General features: G+C 39.0%; 19 protein-coding genes. 6 read left to right on the forward strand and 13 right to left on the reverse strand.

Features of this window, described 5'->3' with window-relative positions:
- Window positions 1–79 precede the first annotated feature (79 nt).
- The 4 genes from EFB00_RS12295 to EFB00_RS12310 all read left to right on the forward strand — a co-directional run bounded on the left by EFB00_RS12295 (window position 80) and on the right by EFB00_RS12310 (window position 3342).
- Window positions 80–487, forward strand: coding sequence for a helix-turn-helix domain-containing protein (locus tag EFB00_RS12295; RefSeq protein WP_122647176.1), 408 nt, complete (start codon window positions 80–82; stop codon window positions 485–487).
- Window positions 488–497: 10 nt separating this feature from the next.
- Window positions 498–827, forward strand: a complete 330-nt coding sequence (locus tag EFB00_RS12300) for a hypothetical protein (protein ID WP_122647177.1) — start codon at window positions 498–500, stop codon at window positions 825–827.
- 129 nt (window positions 828–956) lie between these two features.
- Window positions 957–2027: an exonuclease/endonuclease/phosphatase family protein gene (locus EFB00_RS12305; RefSeq protein ID WP_122647178.1), complete on the forward strand. Its 1071-nt coding sequence runs from the start codon at window positions 957–959 to the stop codon at window positions 2025–2027.
- A gap of 169 nt (window positions 2028–2196) precedes the next feature.
- Window positions 2197–3342 carry an MFS transporter gene (locus EFB00_RS12310; RefSeq protein WP_164709489.1) on the forward strand — a complete coding sequence of 382 codons (1146 nt, stop codon included), beginning with the start codon at window positions 2197–2199 and terminating at the stop codon, window positions 3340–3342.
- 95 nt (window positions 3343–3437) lie between these two features.
- Here EFB00_RS12310 and EFB00_RS12315 read toward each other — a convergent pair whose 3' ends face one another.
- The 6 genes from EFB00_RS12315 to EFB00_RS12340 all read right to left on the reverse strand — a co-directional run bounded on the left by EFB00_RS12315 (window position 3438) and on the right by EFB00_RS12340 (window position 9596).
- Window positions 3438–4571, reverse strand: coding sequence for a 5-methyltetrahydropteroyltriglutamate--homocysteine S-methyltransferase (locus EFB00_RS12315; RefSeq protein WP_122647180.1), 1134 nt, complete (start codon window positions 4569–4571; stop codon window positions 3438–3440).
- Between the two features lie 170 nt (window positions 4572–4741).
- The gene (gene xerS / locus EFB00_RS12320) at window positions 4742–5857 is read right to left on the reverse strand and encodes a tyrosine recombinase XerS (protein ID WP_122647181.1); all 1116 of its coding nucleotides are present in this window, start codon (window positions 5855–5857) and stop codon (window positions 4742–4744) included.
- Between the two features lie 1091 nt (window positions 5858–6948).
- Window positions 6949–8046, reverse strand: coding sequence for a DUF4179 domain-containing protein (locus tag EFB00_RS12325; protein ID WP_122647182.1), 1098 nt, complete (start codon window positions 8044–8046; stop codon window positions 6949–6951).
- 3 nt (window positions 8047–8049) lie between these two features.
- Window positions 8050–8577 carry an RNA polymerase sigma factor gene (locus EFB00_RS12330; RefSeq protein WP_122647183.1) on the reverse strand — a complete coding sequence of 176 codons (528 nt, stop codon included), beginning with the start codon at window positions 8575–8577 and terminating at the stop codon, window positions 8050–8052.
- 459 nt (window positions 8578–9036) lie between these two features.
- Window positions 9037–9363 carry a type II toxin-antitoxin system PemK/MazF family toxin gene (locus EFB00_RS12335; protein WP_122647184.1) on the reverse strand — a complete coding sequence of 109 codons (327 nt, stop codon included), beginning with the start codon at window positions 9361–9363 and terminating at the stop codon, window positions 9037–9039.
- Window positions 9363–9596 carry an AbrB/MazE/SpoVT family DNA-binding domain-containing protein gene (locus EFB00_RS12340; protein ID WP_122647185.1) on the reverse strand — a complete coding sequence of 78 codons (234 nt, stop codon included), beginning with the start codon at window positions 9594–9596 and terminating at the stop codon, window positions 9363–9365. Before EFB00_RS12340 ends, EFB00_RS12335 begins: the two co-directional genes overlap by 1 nt.
- 249 nt (window positions 9597–9845) lie before the next feature.
- Between EFB00_RS12340 and EFB00_RS12345 the strand changes: the two genes are divergently transcribed.
- Window positions 9846–10358 carry a helicase gene (locus EFB00_RS12345; RefSeq protein WP_241153460.1) on the forward strand — a complete coding sequence of 171 codons (513 nt, stop codon included), beginning with the start codon at window positions 9846–9848 and terminating at the stop codon, window positions 10356–10358.
- 516 nt (window positions 10359–10874) lie between these two features.
- A complete protein-coding gene (gene pepG1 / locus EFB00_RS12355; protein ID WP_338133847.1) occupies window positions 10875–11018 on the forward strand; it encodes a type I toxin-antitoxin system toxin PepG1 in 144 nt (47 codons plus the stop codon).
- Between the two features lie 221 nt (window positions 11019–11239).
- Here the strand turns inward: pepG1 and pcp are convergent, their stop codons facing one another.
- From pcp to EFB00_RS12390, 7 genes are all read right to left on the reverse strand, one after another.
- Complete coding sequence (pcp, locus tag EFB00_RS12360; protein WP_122647189.1) at window positions 11240–11884, reverse strand: pyroglutamyl-peptidase I; 645 nt, start codon at window positions 11882–11884, stop codon at window positions 11240–11242.
- Window positions 11885–11900: 16 nt separating this feature from the next.
- Window positions 11901–12845 (reverse strand): DUF979 domain-containing protein, encoded by a 945-nt coding sequence (locus EFB00_RS12365; protein WP_122647190.1) that lies wholly within the window; start codon window positions 12843–12845, stop codon window positions 11901–11903.
- Entirely contained in the window at window positions 12846–13541 is a 696-nt protein-coding gene (locus tag EFB00_RS12370) for a DUF969 domain-containing protein (RefSeq protein WP_122647191.1), read from the reverse strand.
- Window positions 13542–13778: 237 nt separating this feature from the next.
- Window positions 13779–15287 (reverse strand): flavocytochrome c, encoded by a 1509-nt coding sequence (locus EFB00_RS12375; RefSeq protein WP_122647192.1) that lies wholly within the window; start codon window positions 15285–15287, stop codon window positions 13779–13781.
- 351 nt (window positions 15288–15638) lie between these two features.
- A complete protein-coding gene (locus tag EFB00_RS12380) occupies window positions 15639–16565 on the reverse strand; it encodes a D-ribose ABC transporter substrate-binding protein (protein ID WP_122647193.1) in 927 nt (308 codons plus the stop codon).
- 32 nt (window positions 16566–16597) lie between these two features.
- Window positions 16598–17560, reverse strand: coding sequence for an ABC transporter permease (locus tag EFB00_RS12385; protein ID WP_122647194.1), 963 nt, complete (start codon window positions 17558–17560; stop codon window positions 16598–16600).
- A 1-nt stretch (window position 17561) separates the two neighbouring features.
- Window positions 17562–18884 (reverse strand): sugar ABC transporter ATP-binding protein, encoded by a 1323-nt coding sequence (locus EFB00_RS12390; RefSeq protein WP_122647195.1) that lies wholly within the window; start codon window positions 18882–18884, stop codon window positions 17562–17564.
- Window positions 18885–18905: the final 21 nt, after the last annotated feature.

Here is an 18905-nt window from a genome sequence, read left to right on the forward strand (position 1 = left end):
ACAAAAACCAGGATGTACAAGGTATTTGCTAGATATGTGGGATTCATTATGACATGATGATCACGAAAGGAGAAGAGATATGGAGATCGGCAAAAAATTAAAAGAAGCACGGGCAAGCAATAAATTTACTCAAGAATATGTAGCAGAAAAGATCAATGTCTCACGGCAGACAATTTCAAATTGGGAGAATGAGAAATCTTATCCTGATATCATCAGCGTTATCAAATTGAGTGATCTTTACCAAATAAGTCTGGACAATTTATTGAAAGGAGATCAGGAGATGATGGCACATTTAGAAGAAAGCACTAATATCGTCAAAAGCAATCAAAAATTGATTGGAGCAATCATTGTTCAAATCATTTTAATTGGATTCTTCATTCTTGTTGGCCGCTTTATTCCGGAAAATGAATATTATCTGGCAGGAGTATTTTGTCTAGTTGTGATCAGCTCGTCATTTTTACTCTATCAAATAATAAAAAAACTGTAGGAGGAAAAAAATGAAAGGACAGTATATTTCTTTAGTAAGCGCGGCGGCTGTTGCGTTGGTAGGCATGATCACGATTATTTATCAAATCTACCAAATCGTTGTGATTGATGCGAAAGCCCGTAATTTGAAACACCCTAAGTTTTGGGGGTTATTAGCGATGAACGGCAATAATTCCAGTGGGATATTAATGTATTTGATTGCTAGAAGAAAATATCCCATCGTGGCTCTTTCTGATGCAAAACGAGCAGATATCGAAAAACGGAAAAAAGCAGCGGGAATCGGGCTGATTTTTCTAGCTGTTGGCTCCATTGGGCTGATCATATCTAGTTTGTTTTTTTGAATATTTCTATAAGTCTTTTAAAAGTTTTTATAGAAACGCCACACTATGCCAATAGTTGTCGAAATTTTCAGTTATTCCACAAACGTAGATTTTCTGATATGATAGTCAGTGCTATGAGGAGGAAAAATAATGAAAAAATTGATAAAGATTATTGGTGGTTTAGTGTTAGCAGTTGTTTTGGTTTTTGGTGTCTATCTGGCTTATTTATTTTTAAGCTACGATCGGTTGCCGGATAATCAAAAATTGTCTGTTGAGCATCAGCAATCCAATACATTACAAGTAGATACGACTTATAAAGCACTGACTTTCAATATCGGTTTCGGTGCTTACTCGCAAGATTTTAGTTTCTTTATGGATAACGGAAAGTATTCCCGTGCGTATGACGAAGCAGAAGTAAAGAAAAACATGACCGGTATTACAAAAGCCGTAGCGTCTGCAGATCCGGATATCGCCTTCTTTCAGGAAGTTGATGTAGAAGGGGACCGTTCCCGACACGTTGATCAAGTCGCTTGGCTGGAAAACAACTTAAATGGTTATTCTAGTGTGTTTGCCCAAAACTATGATTCAGCTTATCTATTTTATCCCTTTACCCAACCTATTGGACAAGCTAAATCAGGATTAGTTTCTCTTGCGAAGGCAGAAATCACCGGAAGTACCCGGTATTCTTTGCCGATTGAAACGAATTTCAATAAATTTTTTGACCTTGATCGAGCATTTTCAGTCACGCATGTTTCAGTAGCAAACAATAAGACATTAGCGATGATCAATCTCCATTTGTCCGCCTTTACAAAAGATCCAAAAGTCCATGAAGCACAGTTGACAAAATTATTTTCTAAAATGACCGAGGAATATGAAAAAGGACATTACGTGATCGTTGCTGGTGATTATAACCATGATTTGTTAGGGAACAGTCCGGAAATCTTTGGCACGAGAAAAGAAAGAGAGACTTGGACACATCCATTTCCTTCAGAGAAATTGCCAGCACATTTTTCGATCCCGACTGATGACTTGAAAAAAGCTAAAGTCCCTTCTGTACGGGCATCAAATATTCCTTACGATCCCGAAAAAAGTTATGTTTCTCTCGTAGATGGCTTTTTAGTTTCCGATAATATCAATATCAAAAAAGTCCAAGTATTAAATCAACAATTCATGAATTCCGATCACAATCCAGTAGTTATGGAGTTTCAACTTACGAAGTAGAATCTACCATCCGTTTATGCGGGTGGTTTTTTATTTGCAGAAAAAGAGACTGCTAACTTTTTGGATTGATTTTGCTGTGTTTATAGAGCTAAACCATTACTTTTGTCTATCCATCTGCAACCGCTTGCGGTATAATAATGAAAGTGTTTTATTGAAGTTGGAGGAGTATATGATTAATCGTAAAAAAACAGTTCCAGTTCTGATCATTTTGATCAATTTTTTGCTTTACATCAGTTTAGGTCTGCCTGATGCGGTGATGGGCAGCGCGTGGCCGATCTTGCGGTTGGATTTTGGATTAGATTTATCTGCCGTCGGATACTTGACGATGATTGGTGTTGTTTTCTCATTCTTATCGACATTGGTTTATCCGCGTCTTGCTCGAAAACTTACATCAGATCAGTTTATGTTCTGGAGCATGATCTCTGTTTTGATTGGACTGGTACTCATGCTTGCAGGAAATGCTGTTCCGTTATTGGTAGCTTCCTGCGTTTTCCTTGGTATAGGGCAAGGTGCCATTGATATTGCAGTGAATAATTTTGCCGCAAAACATTTCTCAAGCGGCATGATGAGTGTGCTGCATGGCTGTTATGGGGTAGGGATCACGTTGAGCTCATTGATCATTGCTGTAGCTTTGGATACGAATTTTTCTTGGCGGGGCGGGGTCATCTTGATTGGACTCTTACAGCTGGTGATTCTTGTTGTGTTTTTTATCAACCGCAGACATTTTCGCGAAAAGGACGAACAGAAAGAGACTGCTCAAGAAAAAATACATTTTGGCAAATTGGATATATTGATGATCGCTTTTTATTTTGCCTATGCATTAGAGGTGATCATTGGGAAGTTTCTTTCCAGCTATCTAGTAGATTTTCTTGCCATGCCTTCCACACTTGCGGCCACCATGGCGACGATCTATTGGGGCGGTTTGATGGTTGGCCGTTTTGTCACCGGGATCACTACAAGGATTCTTTCAGATAAAACCGTGCTCTTTTTACATCTTTTTTTGACTTGTGGAGCGGTAAGTTTGCTTTATATCCAGCATAATGCGATATTTGGAATCGCAAGTTTTCTGTTAGGTTTCGGGCTTTCTGCCGTGTATCCATTGATGATGATGGTGCCATATAAGCTTTACAGTGGGGCAAAAGCAACACAAGCAGTCAGTTTTAATGTTGCCGGCTGCCAAGCAGGGATGGTCGTTCTTCCAATCGTTTTTGGTGTTGGCTACGAACGGATCGGGCTGCAATGGTTCCCACCGTCGATCCTGCTATGCGGGGTAGTAATGATCGTTATCGCCAGTATCGTTTTTAAAAAATTATAGGACAAAAACTGCGATGCCATGTTTGATCTACTCAACACAGGTATCGCAGTTTCTTTAAATATTCTCAAAAGAGCTTGATTAAAAGAAGCTCTTTTTTATTTTCCCCAAACCTCTTCAGCGATTTCTTGTAGAAGTTTGATTTTGTTCCATTGTTCATCTTCTGTCAATTTGTTTCCTTCTTCCGTCGACGCAAAACCGCATTGAGGGCTGATAGAAAGATTTTCCAGCGGGACATATTGAGTTGCTTCTTGGATTCGGGCTTTAACGGCTTCTTTGTCTTCTAATTCCGGTGTTTTAGAGGTTACCAAGCCTAAAACGACTTTGCTGTCTGGATTTGACCAATAGCGTAATGGTGAGAAGTCGCCAGCGCGGTCTGTATCATATTCTAAAAAGAATCCGTCATAGTTTGTTGCAAAAAGTTCTTCAGCGATTGGTTCGTAACCGCCGGAAAACAGCCATGAAGAAGCATGATTGCCGCGGCAAATATGTGTAGTAATCGTCATATCATCCGGTTTGACCGCCAGCGCTTGATTGATAATATCAGTACAAATTTTTGCCACGTCTTTATAATCGATTCCTTTTTCTTTCAATTCAGCTTGTTTGCTGCTATCAGCTAAAAAGGCCCAGTTAGTATCGTCAAATTGCAGATAACGACAGCCTAATTCATAAAAACGAGTCACTGTTTTTTGATAAGCTTGTGCTAGGTCATTGTAAAATTCAGTCAGGTCTGGATACACTTCTCTGATTTTTGAAGTACCGTCATTTGCCAATAATTCTTGACGTAAAAGCATAGTTGGACTTGGAATCGTTGCTTTCGCCATATGGTCACCGTCTTCAGCTACCGACTTCAAATAGGAAAAATCCGCAAAGAAGGGGTGATCTTCATTGAATGCGACTTTATCGACCACACGAACATTATAGGAAGGGGCCGCTTTTCCGTGGAAATGCTGATTGTAGCCAGTTTCGGGAACATAGCCTTCAACCCCGTTTAAATTTTCTAAGAAATCAATATGCCAAAATCCTCGGCGAAATTCACCGTCAGTGATCCCTTTCAAGCCTAGCGCTTTTTGTTTTGCTGCTAAATCGCTGATTGCTTCGTCTTCCAATGCCCGTAATTCAGACTGCGGCATTTGCCCTTGAGCCGTAAGCTGGCGCGCTTGTTTTATTTTTTCGGGTCTTAAAAAACTTCCCACATGATCCACTGTAAATGGCACTTTTTTAACAGACATAAAATAACCTCCATTTTTATTTATTTTGCTATTTTAATCCTAATAGGCAAGAAAGTAAATATTTAATTTTAAAATATTCGAATAGTAAAAAACATTCTGAAAATAAATTTAAACATGCCTGACAGAAAAAGCAGAGAAAGGATATCTATGATCCGATTCTCTGCTTGTTTTTATAAATTATTCAATGCGTCTTTTGTATCGTCATTGGCGATACTGGTGTAAAGCGTTGTAGTAGAAGTGTCCTTGTGACCGAGCTGTTTGGCGGTCAATGTCAGATCAAGTGTGTTCAAGTACAAGCGGGTCGCCATCGTATGCCGCATTTTGTGGGGGGAGATACGGATCTTGAAGACCTCGGAGTATTTTCCCACCATTTTTTCAATAGCAGATCCCGTCATACGTTTGGCTTGTTTGCCGCTTCTGGAAAGGAAGAAGGCGGTTTCTTCCGAATCAGGCTTATAGCGGCTTTCTCTGATTTTAATATATTCCGCTAAATATTCCATCGCTTTAGCGCCGATATAAACGGCATCATCTTTTGCACCTTTACGCACAACTCGTACGCGATTTTTCTCAAAGGACAGATCTTCCAAATCAATATTGACTACTTCTGATAGACGCAGACCGGAGTAGAGGATCAATGCATTGATCGCTAGGTCCCGTTCTTTGTCCCGATCGTAAAACTTTCTGGCTTGAGCAGATATCTTGGTGGGATACACAGTTTCAATGAAATCAAGATATTCCTGGGTCTGTTCTCCTAAAAATAAGTAATCGGAGATCTTATCGGCACGTGCCTGCAATGTCATTTTGACCGCGACACCTTTGACTTCATTCATTGGATTATGATCGAGGTAAGGTTTATGCAGCTTGTTAGCTGAACTTTCAGTCAAAAACTTGAATAGAACTTTCAACGCAGTGATGGCACGTTGCACGGTTACAGAAGATAGCTTGCTTTTTTTTGCTTTCCGTTTTACCGGCTCATTTGTGTCGATTTTTCTTTCAGTCGCTGGAGAGCGGAGAGGCTTTCTGGTTTGCAAGAAAGCTTTGTAATCATTTAGTTCTAATACTGTCAATTTGCGCATCGATTCGATTGAAATCTGTGCGGTTTCTGATTCAGCAACCAATTTATTTTCTACAAGGTATTCAAAGAAGGGACGATAATTTTTTAAATATTCGTAAATCGTCAGGGGAGAATATTGGCCCACGGTTTTTACTTTTACAAATTCCGCCACAAAGTCAGGCATATTGGTAAGTTCTTCTTGAATACATTCATAAACACGTTCTTCATCCATTCTTTTTCATTCCTTTCTATCTATAGGGTGGGAGAGTAACGCTTAATTATATTATAATTGGTATATACCAAAATGTCAACGAATAAAATTGATAATAATCATATTTATAGCGTAAATAATCAAGCTTAATTTTGATATAAAGTAAAATCTTCTTAATTGGTATATATAAAACAGAGAAGCAGCAAAGTGCGTTCATTTTTCTAAAAAGACGGTTTTTTTAAGAAAGTTTGTTATTTTATAAAAAATAAAAATATAGGAGAGTTTTAAAACCAGCTTAATAATGACGAATAAGAACTATAAAAATTGTAAAGTGAGCGATTTAGATGATTAGCTGAAATCTAGTTGTTAAATGTCTAACGATGATTTATTTGGTTTTAGAATTACCATATCAGCGACTGAAACTTTTAATTTGAATTGCAGTTGCATATTTTTGCTAGATTTACAGATGGATCCTGGATAAATTCTTTCTAAATCATGCTAAATCATGCTAAATCATGGATCAGTAGATCAAATTTTGTGCGAATAATTTCTTACAGATGGTTAATATCATTGTGGAAACGAATAATTTCTTTAGGAGAAAATTATTTATGATACAATGGATTTTTTTTAGTATCCAGTATAAATCTGGATATACTATTTTGGGTGTATCTGGGTGTTTTTATGGCTATGTAAGTTTTATGTTGTCCATCTTTCCTGAAAATATGTATTTTTCTGAAAGATGGATCGAAGCTTAATACCCCTCTTAAAAAATTCATTAGTGTTTTATTTTATATTTATCAATGAATAAGTTGTTCTTTGTACAATGATTTTTTTGAGGAAATTTTTATCATGCAGGAAGAAAAACATGCCTTAAAAATAGCAGATGACAATTTTTGGGCTGCTTTAAATCAAAAATACTACGCAAAAGTTCATGCAATTACATAAATCTAGGAATTTTAATGAAAAATATTGGATTTGCTGAAGCTGCCGGAAATCTCTTTGAACCGGCAAGATTTGCAATAAGTCTGTTCATAACGTATCACCGAGCGTAAACCAAACCCAAAAAAAGCGAAAGCCGTGTGGAAGCACTCCAAACGGCTTTCACTTAAAAATTACTTTCTCACCAGTTCATAGATTTGGTCCTCGATATGAATAAACACTGATCGATGAGTATCATATTCAGGGTACATAAATGTCGCAACATAATATTTTTGTCCATTTAATTTGATCATGTCGCCTTTTTTTTGATCAAAACTTTGTTTCGTCTCCGGATCACTGCTTAAAGTGATCCCAGCACTGTTCATTTTGATTTTTGCTGCTTCACCCATTTTTAAATATAATTTGAGCGTGGTAGGCGTTGCTTCAGCAAAGATCTCTGATTTAAGATTTTTATCTTTTGCTTTGAATTCTAGCGTTGGCAGTGTCTGTTGCGGCACGTTTTGGATCGGCAGCTCCCAGTGCCCTGTTTCTTCAGTAACATCATTTCCCGTCAAATTCAGCTGTTTTGCGGTTTCAGAACGAGGATCATTGGCCATTTTTATTGCTGAAATCGTTGTAACGACCAATTTCGCACCTTGCATTTTTTTCTGTAAGTCTAAACTACCATGCATGGTTCCTTGGATAGCAAAATCAATCACTCGATTGCTTTTATCTAGTCGATTTTCCATCGTATATGACTCGATTGCTGACTTACTGTTTTTAGGAGCTGAGCCGCTATTGAAATCAAATAGAATGTTTTGCTGCTTATCGACTATTGCAAATTTGATTGCATATCTTATATGAATATCTTCATTATTTTCGAACATTAATAGTTCTGAGTCATCAGGCAACACTGCGGACAAAGAGATCCCAATCTCATTTTGATCAAAATAGATCTCATTTAAGCGAACTGTGATCCTATTATCCATATCTTCAATGTCTTGTGAAGCCACAAAATCTGAACGAAGCAGTTTTTCGGACGTGAACTGGCCAAAGTGTAAGAAATTTCTCATGGCCGTACCGACAGGTGTAGCATATGTGATGAGAAAAAGCACACAGATAGTAACAACTGCACTGGCGTAATAAATGATTCGCAGGTTGATTTTTTTCTTTTTTAGTTCTTTGTTGTGCTTTATTTTAGAATATGTACTGTCCAATGACTGACGGACGAGCGGCGGTATGTCGTCAGTTTGTGATACTGCTTTTTTGATTTTTTCATCGAAACGATCCATTTTTTATTCCTCGTCTTCCATTAATTTTTGTTTGAGAAGTGCTTTGCCTCTTGCTAGTTTGGATTTTATCGTCCCCACCGGCTCATTCAAGATCTCGCTGATTTCTTTAATACTAAAACCGCTGTAGTAATATAAAATAAGCGGGATCCGATAGATGGAGGAAAGATTTTTAGTAACATATTCCCGCAACCACTCGCTCTCCCCTTTTTTGCTGGTTAAGATACTGTTTTCTTGATCGAAAGTTTCCATGTCCGCGACTACGAAACGCTTCTTTTTCTCGAGCAGATTTTTGCATTCATTGATCAAAATACGGCACAGCCATGTATGAAAATATGTGTCATTTTTAAGTGTAGTAATTTGAACATATGCTTTTAGCAGGGTATCCTGCAAGACGTCGCCGCAATCTTGCTGGTTTCCTAATATTTTATAAGCGATATTATAAAGCCGCTGTTCTTGTTCTTTGACAAGCAGCACAAAGGCTTCACCGTCCCCTTTTTTCGCGCGCCTGACTAGTTTTTTATCTGAGCTCACTGATCCTGTCTCCCTATTCTATTGTTTTTCAAACTTCTGTATCTATGTATTCAACTATTAGACAAATGAACAACGGAAAAGGTTGCATGATACTAATAATTATTTTAGTAATCGTCATTCGAATACGAGTAAGTAATACGACTCTTATAATAGCAAATCTGTTAGAATAAAATTTAATGGGGAAGAAAGAGGTCCCTATTGTAGAGTAGTTTTTTGAAATTTTTACTATATAGTCACAGAAAAAATTATTCATGTGCTTTACCTTCGTATGGCTGTTTTCTAAGTATTCCTACTCTATCCATTCCTTTTTTACACTCGACGTCATTATTATAATCCTGCTTAGCAGCGAAAATATACTCAAATATTTTTGGCTAAAAATAAACGATTGGATAGAACTAACTCGGAACAAAAAAAGGACCAGCGTGTTAACGCTGACCCCTATTTAGTCTTTATAGTGATTCAGATAAACATACCGATAACTTCTACAACTTCGATCCAAGTCAACAAATCGCATTGTTCGATTTTCTCAATATTTCTCGTAGTAAAATCGACGGACCTTAATTGATGGGTCACTACTTCCCCTGAAATTTTTTGAGGATCTTTTATTTTGATATACGTAGCAAATCCTCTTTCTGTAGAGGTGATAGGACAAACGAGACAAAAGCCTGTATTTTTGTTAAACGCATCTCTGCTCACGACCAGAGCTGGTCTACGCTTTTTGATTTCTTTCCCTTTTGATGGATCAAAGTCTATCCAAATGATATCTTTTTGTTTTGGATAGTCCATTAGTATTCTTTCCCTTCTAGGTTCATTGAATCCCACTCAAGATCTTCTTCAGTAATGGAATCTCTAAACCCCTTCCAGTCCTCGGTATCTTTAAAAATATCGGATTTTTTAGGCTTCAAAATATATGCTTCTCCAACTTTTAGAATTGTAAACTTTTCACCGACTTCTGGCGAAATATCTTTTGGGAAAATAGCGCCAACAGAGTTCCCTATTTTTCTAGCAACTGTTTCCATATTATCGCCTTCCTTACTATGTTAAATTAAGTTTAACGTGATTTAACCCAGATGTCAATAGAAAGAGATCAGTAAATTAATACTGACCCTTTTTGAAACATTCTCTTATTTTGCGTGTACATTAATTAGCGAATTTCTTTTTGTTGGCTGATTCTGATTCTAAAAACCTAAAATTCATTGGACTTACTGCTCTTCTTCTCTTTGTGATATGCTAGAAGCCTAGTTAGTCAAATATTTAATAACTAAGGAGTGCTTTTTTTGGAAGAAGTAACCATAAATTACGGCGGATTAGATCTGGTCCATCTTTACCAAGAGCTTGAAGAAAAAAATATTCACCTGAACGACTATGCAAGACGGATATTGGATCATCCTCGTCTTATCCTTAGTCCAGAAAAAAGTAGTATAGCAGGCGTGGTTATTTCTCTTGCAGAACTGGGGTTAACTAAAGGTACATCTTTATCAGACATTTTTTCAAGCGCTTATACCCACGGTCTGACCTCCTGTACGTTGGAAATGGCTCTTTATTTCCGGATCAGTTATCATCACCTTGTCGATAGTTCAGGACTAAAATCACAAGGAAAAGCTCCTGCCGAGGCCATTACAATTGCTTCGATACCTTTAGAAAGTTCTGATGATTTTCCAAAGGGTTTGTATATTCGTAGAATTGACGGTATTGACTGGCTACGAGGCTATACATGCGACAATCGATACCATTTCGCACCAGAAGATAAATTTTTATTTAGTGGTGTTTTTAAAGGTTAGTTCAACTAATCTTTTTTACCTTGTTAGCCATTCCATAGTTTCTGTCATTAGTTAACTACCTTTTGTTTCCATACGTTGACTATAAAATTAATAAGAGCTACACTTTTCTATATGCGATTCGGGAGGCAAAAAACATGATACTTCTTCGCAAACTAAATTCTGATATACTTTTATACATCGGAATGATCCTTGTTGTACTAAATGCTATTTTTTTAGATTCCAATCTTTTCCTAAACATTTTAGGTTTCACTCTTATCCTATTTTCCAGTGATATCGCAAAAATACTTACTAAGTTTCTAAAAGATGATCACTAATTGATTATCTTTTTTTAGGAGAGATCTCTGGTTTCTTCCGTAGCGGCAGTGACGGTTGAAGCGGCGGAAGTAACAGTTTAGAAAATAAAAAAATCAGTCTAAATCCCTTAATACTAGGCTTTTAGACTGATTTTTATGATATAATTAGATGACAGTAAAGTTTAATGACGGTGGCTATCTCTTCGAAAGTGAGGTGGTGCGTATGAACGTACTTCCAAAATCTAATGAAAGGAGAAGCCTTTTGTCTGCATATGAAACAATTCAGATAATCCTTGGTTTTGGTATGTTTACCATCGCATTGATTAGTCTGGTTGTGAATGTGCTGAAAAACGACAAAAAGAAATAACCGTCTACTTTAGCAGGCCGACGATTATTTCTAGAAAGTAATTAAAATCTGCCACCGTCTTAATCGGTGCTGTCTAAGGGGAGTTGTTGGCGCAACTCCTCTTTACGTATTCATTATACCATATATCAAAGGATAAGAAAGGTGAAAGCCTTTCTTTTTTCATTACCTCTTATGTTAAAGAGAAAGATTCTTACTAGAGATTCTTTTTCAAAAAATTAAAATCAATGCGTGGTCCCGACATTCAGTTCGATATCATCTTTTTGTGTAACTGCTGCTTCGATCGCCAACTCGATCGTTTTTGCGATGGTTGTAATCGGCATTGTTGGTGTATCCACCGGTTTCCCTACCCCTTGGCTTGTCTCAAAAGGTACGTGGATGAAACCGCCTTTGACAGTTGGGAATTCTTTTGCGATGGTATACAGCAGATTGTACATGATTTCGTTGCAGACAAACGTTCCGGCAGTATAAGAAATATAACCTGGCAGTCCATGGTCATTAACATGCTTGACCATTGCTTTAATCGGCAATGAAGTAAAATAAGCTGTGTCACCGTCTTCTTGAATCTTGGCGCCTAACGGCTGGTTTCCTTTATTATCTGGAATCCGTGCTTCGATCAAATTGATCGCTACCCGTTCAAAGGAAACTGCCGCACGCCCACCAGCTTGTCCCACACATATAACAATGTCCGGCGTTTCTTGTTGCATCGCAGCTCGTACTTTTTCTCCGCTTTCACCAAAAACAGTCGGTACTTCTAATTTAACGATCTCTGCTCCAGCGATGGTATCAGGTAGTAATTTAACAGCTTCATAGGCAGGATTGACATTTTCTCCACCAAATGGATCAAATCCAGTTACTAAGACTTTCATATTCATTCAACCTTTCTTATTTTAAAATCAACATATAAACGATTTGGAAAACCAACATAAACAGTGCGACAAAAATTTGATTTTTGATTACGCCGTATTTGTCTTTCATTTCTAAAATAGCTACCGGTACGATGTTGAAATTAGCGGCCATCGGTGTCAGCAGCGTTCCGCAGAACCCGCAGCTTAAAGCCACCATTGTAACCAATGCCGGATCTGCACCATAGGCTAAGACAAATGGTGCGCCGATTCCGACAGTCATTACAGTGATCGCGGCAAAAGCATTTCCCATAATGATCGTAAAGATGACCATCCCGATTGCATAGATGATGATCCCTACTGTCATGTTTCCTTCTGGTACAATCCCGCTGACGCCATTTGAAATGACTTCGCCAACACCGGCTTGGGTAAATACTGCTCCCAATGAGGCCAACAGCATCGGCAACATCGATAGTGGTCCGACTGTTCCCAACATCTCTACGGCATCTTTAAAGAAAGTCGCCGGTTTGTTGTCTTTGGAAAAAAGCATCATCAAAACGATCGCTAATAAAACACCCAGTCCGACACCTACCAATGCCCCCAGTTTGGTAAATAGCGCGACAATGATCGCTACAAAGCCGATACTCAATGCCGGCAGAAAGATACGATTGCCGATCTTGTCAGCCATTTTTTCCATATATTCTTTGCTGGCGGCTTGGCTTTTTCCTTTTACGACCTTTTTCAAGATAGCAGGTATCGTCATCAGTAAAATCATAATCCCTACCCAAACACTCGGGATCCAACGTCCAAAGCCAATCACTACGCCTAGGATCAGCCAAAAGATTCCTGTACCTAATCGACTTTTATTGCTTTGATCCATTAGATTGTAAATTCCTGTGCCAATCAAGATCAAACCCATGATCATGTAAATGATCTCTAAAAGCTTCTCACTTAATAATACCTCTGGACTAGAAAAAAATGACATCTATTTTGCCCCCTTTTCTTCGCCATAATATTTCTTCATTAAGCGTTTGTCTTTAAAATAAAAATAAATGCATGCTACAACTAAGGCTACAAGGGCTACCGGAATCTCAACCACCATCAAACGAACAAGAGATACTTCATACCCTAGACTTTTTAATGTTGATTGTACCAAAAGTGCCCCAGCGCCACCTATAAATAAGTTTTGACCAAAGAACCAAGTGATATTTTCCATAGCAGAAGACATTCCTTTCAATTCTTCAGAATAGTCTTCGTTCTCCGGCAGCTGTTTTGATTCTACCGCACCTTCCATCATTGGATAGACGATAGGGCGAACAAAACCTGCTACACCCCCAAAGCTGACGTTAAACGCCGCAAAAACCGTACGGAAAACACCATAAATCATTAAGATGGTACTGGTGTTCACTCGTTTGGCTTTTTTTATCATACGAGCCGCGGATTCTTTCAATCCATTTCTTTCCAACGTACCTGTTGCCAACATAATAATAATAAAAATAGCCATGCCTCGATTTGCTACAAAACTCGTTCCCAAAGTCTCCAGCATCGCGGTAAATCCTAATCCGCTTACCAGCGCTGTTGCAATGAGGGCGATCACAACGATCAGTATCGAGTCTAACTTCAGCGCAAAGCCGATGATCACGATCACGACTCCGATCAAACTTAAAATATTTGCATCCAAAAAATAATACCTTCCTTCCACTAAACTAAAATCTATTTTACAGCAGTTTCAATAAACTTCAACCGAGCTTTCCACTCCCCTTAACGTTGTAGCGATTGCTATAAAGGGAATGGTAACGATTACTGATAAATTTTCAGAAAATATAAAAAAATTAAAATACTATTCTGCCGGTATCTCTGTCCCTAAAAAAACTGCCTATCCTTTAAACAAGGATAAGCAGCCCAAGTTATACAATTTTTATTCTTTTACATAATCAGCAGCTTGGATTCCCGCTTGTCGGCCAAAGATGATGATTTCTGCCACAGAGTTCCCACCGATTCTATTTTGTCCATGAAGACCGCCAGTCACTTCACCGGCAGCGAACAATCCTGGGATCGTTTCGCCGTCTTTTTTCAATACTTCCGTTTTGCTGTTGATCTTCACACCGCCCATTGTGTAATGGATACCTGGTGCTATCTTGATCGCATAAAACGGTCCAGTGCTCAAGTCATGTTCCATCGCGGTCGTCCGATCAAATTCAGAATCGCTTTTATCTGCAACAGCTTTGTTCCAAGTATCAACTGTTTGAACTAAATCATCACCAGCAAACTCAAGCTTGTCACTTAATTCAGCGACTGTTTTTCCTTCAACGACATAACCTTGTTTTGCATAAAATTCAATAGCTGTCGCACGATCGCGGACACCTTGGTCAAAAATCAGATACGCAGATTTTTCAGGCAGTTTATTGATTGCTGCAGTAACATTATCGCGTGTGTCTAACTCGTTTACAAACCGCTTGCCGTTTTCATCTACAAGAATTGCGCCTTCTCCGCGGACTGCTTCGCCGATCAAGACACCTTTATCCTGTTGAACAGTCGGATGGACTTGGATGTAATCCATATCGACAGAATATCCGCCAACTGATTCGATCATTTTGATTCCATCTCCGGTACTACCTTCTTGGTTCGTAGTTACGACTCCTTTTAGATCAGGACGTGCTTTTTCGATCATTTCAGGGCTTGCACCGTATCCGCCAGTTGCGACGATCACAGCTTTTCCTGAGATTTCTTTTTCAGCTTGTCCTTTAACACTGACTTTCACACCTGTTACTTGGTCATCTTCTTTTACTAGTTCTTTCACATCACTGTTGACGAAGATCGGGATGTCACGTTTTTGGACATTTTCTGATAATCCTTTTACCAGATACTCACCGACTGCTGATCCATCTTCCGGACGATGCGTGCGTTTTGTACCCATTCCGCCAGTGATTGTTAAATTATTCAAGCGGATGCCTAATGAGTCCAACCAATCAATAGCGTCTGCGGAATGATCAACGAAATAACGCAACAATTCTTTATCATTCGTGTCATGTCCGCCTTTTAATGTTTCTTCGTAGAATTCATCATTGCTGTCAGTGATTCCTTCTTCTTTTTGGAATTTTGTCTCTGATGCATTCATTCCAGAAGATGCTTTATTGGTATTACCACCGACTACCGGCATTTTTTCAAGGATCACTGGATTTAAACCGGCATCTTTTGCTTCGATCGCCGCAGACATCCCAGCTCCACCTGAACCTACGATGATGATGTCATAAGCATCTTTCATCTCTTCTGGGTCGTTATAAGTTTGTGCTGTTGCTCCTGAAGATACTTCTGCCTTGCTTGAACTATCCGCTGATACATTTTCATTTCCATTATCTGCGGAACATCCGGCAGCTAGAAACAATGCACCTGCTAATAATCCCAAAATTTTTCGTGACTTTTTCATTATATGAACTCTCTCCCAACTATTTGGATGTAACAGACACGATTTCTGAAACATCTATGTAAATTAACATTGTATATTTTCTCACATACAGGTTTTGTTTTCAATGCTTTTTTAATAAAAAAACTATTAATGCGCGTAGTTATTTAATTTCAAACATATTTTAAAAAATAATTATTTTCACAATGTTGACTCTATCATCAGGATTCAATCCGCAACGTTTTCCTTCAATAAGAATAAAAAAGAGCCCAACAACTAACGAAACAACAAAATCGTTTGATCAATGACCTTGCGTTTGCTAGTTGTTGGGATCAATTTAGCTATTGTACTTTTTTCTATTATTACCGTTTCAAATTATTCTGTCACCAAATCAAGAGGAGAGTCGATTTTTTCTTCCACTTTTTTACCGGAGAAATGGTCAAATGCAGCTTGCAAAGCAAGTTTACCCATTTCTTCAGGTTTTTGAGCGATAGTAGCGCTGATCTTACCATCTTTGATTGCTTTCAGTCCATCTTCGGTGCCGTCAAACCCAACGATCACAAAATCTTCGCCTTTACTGCTGGCAGCTTCTGCTGCGCCGAGAGCCATTTCATCATTCTGTGCGAAGACTCCTTGCAAATCAGAGTGGGCTTGCAAAATATTTTCCATGACTGTTAATCCTTTTGCTCGGTCAAAGTTTGCTGATTGTTTATCAACGACATCTAATTTTCCTTCTGCATAATCATCGAAGCCTTTTCCGCGTTCCCGAGTCGCAGATGCACCCGGAACACCTTCCAATTCAGCGACCTTGGCATTTTCACCTAATTGTTTGATGATATATTCTGCCGCCATTTTCCCGCCTTCTTCGTTATTAGAAGCCACAGTCGTCAAGAGTTCTCCTCCATCACTGCTGCGGTCGATAGCGATCACTGGGATATCCGCATTGTTGGCCGCTTCAACTGCTGGTACGATCGCTGAGGAATCAACTGGGTTCACTAAGATCACGTCTACATTTTGTTGGATCAGATCGTCAATATCATTGCTTTGTTTTGCTGTGTCATCTTGCGCATCTACCACTTTGATCGTTGTGTCATTTTCATCTGCTAATTTTTGGATTCCATCCCGCAATGAAACAAAGAACGGATTGTTCAATGTTGAAACAGAGACGCCAACTGTCAATTCTGAGGGCTTCTTCTCATCGACTTTTCCATCTGAACTGCTTGAACCGCCTTCTAAACCTGTCGTTCCGCATCCGGCTAACATCAGTGCACCAATCGCTAATACAAAAAATTTTTTCATCATATTTCCTCCTTTAAATATATGGACAAACGTCCTTATTTCTTTTTACGATCCAGTAATACAGCGATAACAATAACGATTCCTTTGACGATTTGTTGATAGAAACTGGAAACACCTAATAAGTTCAAACCATTATTCAACGTTCCAATGATCAATGCCCCGACCAGTGTCCCAAAGATCCGCCCTTTCCCGCCAGAAAGACTGGTCCCGCCTAAAACTACCGCTGCGATAGCGTCCATTTCATAGGCTTGACCTGCTGTGGGTTGTGCGGAATTTAAGCGGGAAGTAATGATCATGCCGCTGATAGAGGCCATCAATCCGGAAAGAGAATAAATCAAGATTTTGATTTTATCGATTTTTACCCCAGCCACAAAAGCCGCTTTTTCATTTCCGCCGATCGCGTAAGTCTTGCGTCCAAAAGCCGTCCGATGCAACAATACGAATAAAACCAGAAACATAATAAAGAGCAGAATAACCGGAAATGGAATGCCTAACACATAGCCTCGTCCAATAAAACTAAAGAAGAAGCTGTCTCCCAAGCCCGTGATCGGATTTCCTTTTGTATAAACAAGTGTCGCTCCGCGATAAATCGTCATCGTTGCCAATGTAGCGATAAATGGTGCCATATTCCCTTTAGAGATCAATAAACCATTGATCGCACCTAATATCGTTCCAGACAACAAGCCCAGCAGCACTGACACTGCCACATTCATCCCATTAGCAATAAATCCTGCTGTTAACGCACTGGATAATGCTAATGTCGAACCGACAGAAAGATCGATACCGCCAGTCAGAATAACAAAGGTCATCCCAAACGCGATAAAGCCGTTTGCCGCCACTTGACGTAGTAAGTTCAGCAGGTTGTTAGGGTTCAAAAATTCACTGTTCATGATAGAAACGACGACGATCAATACGATCAAAGCGAGAAGCGGTCCTAGTTTTGAAATGATCTCAGCCGCGTTGAACTTGCTTTTAGTAACACTTTTTTGTTTTTCCATCTTATTTTCCTCCTGTCGCGTAGGTCATGATCTTCTCTTGTTCAAAATCTGCCTTTTGCAATTCTCCATTGATCTTTCCTTCATGGATGATCAAAATACGGTCACTGATTCCCATAACTTCCGGTAAATCACTGGATACAACAATAATGGCTACTCCTCTTTCCGCAAGCTCGTTGATCAAAAGCCGCTGGATCAATAATTCGGCAAATTCCTCTTCCACCTTTTTATCTACCAATCCCCTTTTGATAAAACCGTCGATGGAAGGCAGACTGATGTTGTCCAACACAGGAAAGTCCAATACTAACCCTTCAGATTTCCGATTCTCAGTCAAAAAGCCGATACCGTTTTGGATCGATTTTGTTGGCGTTTCGATTTTTTTCTTTTCCCCATTGATAGTTAATGTTCCGGATTCTATCGGGTCAAGCCCAAAAATCCCGCGCATGATTTCGGTACGCCCAGAACCCATTAATCCAGAAAAGCCCAGTATTTCCCCACTTCTGACTGAAAAAGAGATATCTTTGAACAGACCATTTGCAGCGGTCAGATGATCGACAGTAAAAATAACTTCACCGATGGGGCTCGTTTTTTCCGGGTAATAATCTGAAATCTCCCGGCCTACCATTTTCTTGACGACTTCATTGACGTTTGTTTTGGCGGTATCTGTCGTATCGATGGACAGCCCATCTCGCATGACAGTGATTCTATCACTGATCAAAAAGATCTCTTCCATCCGGTGAGAGATATAGACAATGGCGACTCCTTGCTCTTTCAGTTGATAGATGATCTTGAACAATGACTTGATTTCCGTGTCAGATAAAGCTGCCGTCGGTTCATCCATGATCAAAACCTTTGCATCTGTCATGAGAGCTTTAATGATCTCGATGATTTGTTGTTGCCCCACAGACAAATCTTCTATCTCGACATCCAAAGGCAGATCGATCCCTAAGCGCTCCATATACTCCACAGCAATCGTTTTCATTCTTTTCGTATCCAAAAGCCCAAAAGAATTCTTTAATTCATTATTTAAAAATAAATTTTCTAAAACGGTCATTTGCGGCCATGAATTCATTTCCTGATGAATAAAACTGATCCCGAATTCTTCCGCTTCTTTGGGCCCGGAGAATATTTTTTCCTCTCCATCAATAAGGATCGACCCGCCATCTTTTTTGTGAAGGCCTGTCAAAATATTCATCAATGTTGATTTTCCGGCACCATTTTCTCCCATCAATGCATGGATTTCTCCGCTGTTGATTTCAATACTAACGTCTCGCAATACTTGATTTGTTCCAAAAGATTTAGAGATATTCTTCATTTCAACATTCATTTATAGAACCTCCTTAAAATC

Origin of the sequence: Enterococcus mediterraneensis (assembly GCF_900604485.1) — a bacterium.
Taxonomy (GTDB): Bacteria; Bacillota; Bacilli; order Lactobacillales; family Enterococcaceae; genus Enterococcus_C; species Enterococcus_C mediterraneensis.

Coding starts and splice junctions, on each gene's coding strand:
- EFB00_RS12295 (WP_122647176.1), top strand. CDS start 80: ATGGAGATCGGCAAAAAATTAAAAGAAGCACGGGCAAGCAATAAATTT.
- EFB00_RS12300 (WP_122647177.1), top strand. CDS start 498: ATGAAAGGACAGTATATTTCTTTAGTAAGCGCGGCGGCTGTTGCGTTG.
- EFB00_RS12305 (WP_122647178.1), top strand. CDS start 957: ATGAAAAAATTGATAAAGATTATTGGTGGTTTAGTGTTAGCAGTTGTT.
- EFB00_RS12310 (WP_164709489.1), top strand. CDS start 2,197: ATGATTAATCGTAAAAAAACAGTTCCAGTTCTGATCATTTTGATCAAT.
- EFB00_RS12315 (WP_122647180.1), bottom strand. CDS start 4,571: ATGTCTGTTAAAAAAGTGCCATTTACAGTGGATCATGTGGGAAGTTTT.
- xerS (WP_122647181.1), bottom strand. CDS start 5,857: ATGGATGAAGAACGTGTTTATGAATGTATTCAAGAAGAACTTACCAAT.
- EFB00_RS12325 (WP_122647182.1), bottom strand. CDS start 8,046: ATGGATCGTTTCGATGAAAAAATCAAAAAAGCAGTATCACAAACTGAC.
- EFB00_RS12335 (WP_122647184.1), bottom strand. CDS start 9,363: ATGGACTATCCAAAACAAAAAGATATCATTTGGATAGACTTTGATCCA.
- EFB00_RS12340 (WP_122647185.1), bottom strand. CDS start 9,596: ATGGAAACAGTTGCTAGAAAAATAGGGAACTCTGTTGGCGCTATTTTC.
- pepG1 (WP_338133847.1), top strand. CDS start 10,875: ATGAACGTACTTCCAAAATCTAATGAAAGGAGAAGCCTTTTGTCTGCA.
- pcp (WP_122647189.1), bottom strand. CDS start 11,884: ATGAAAGTCTTAGTAACTGGATTTGATCCATTTGGTGGAGAAAATGTC.
- EFB00_RS12365 (WP_122647190.1), bottom strand. CDS start 12,845: ATGTCATTTTTTTCTAGTCCAGAGGTATTATTAAGTGAGAAGCTTTTA.
- EFB00_RS12375 (WP_122647192.1), bottom strand. CDS start 15,287: ATGAAAAAGTCACGAAAAATTTTGGGATTATTAGCAGGTGCATTGTTT.
- EFB00_RS12380 (WP_122647193.1), bottom strand. CDS start 16,565: ATGATGAAAAAATTTTTTGTATTAGCGATTGGTGCACTGATGTTAGCC.
- EFB00_RS12385 (WP_122647194.1), bottom strand. CDS start 17,560: ATGGAAAAACAAAAAAGTGTTACTAAAAGCAAGTTCAACGCGGCTGAG.
- EFB00_RS12390 (WP_122647195.1), bottom strand. CDS start 18,884: ATGAATGTTGAAATGAAGAATATCTCTAAATCTTTTGGAACAAATCAA.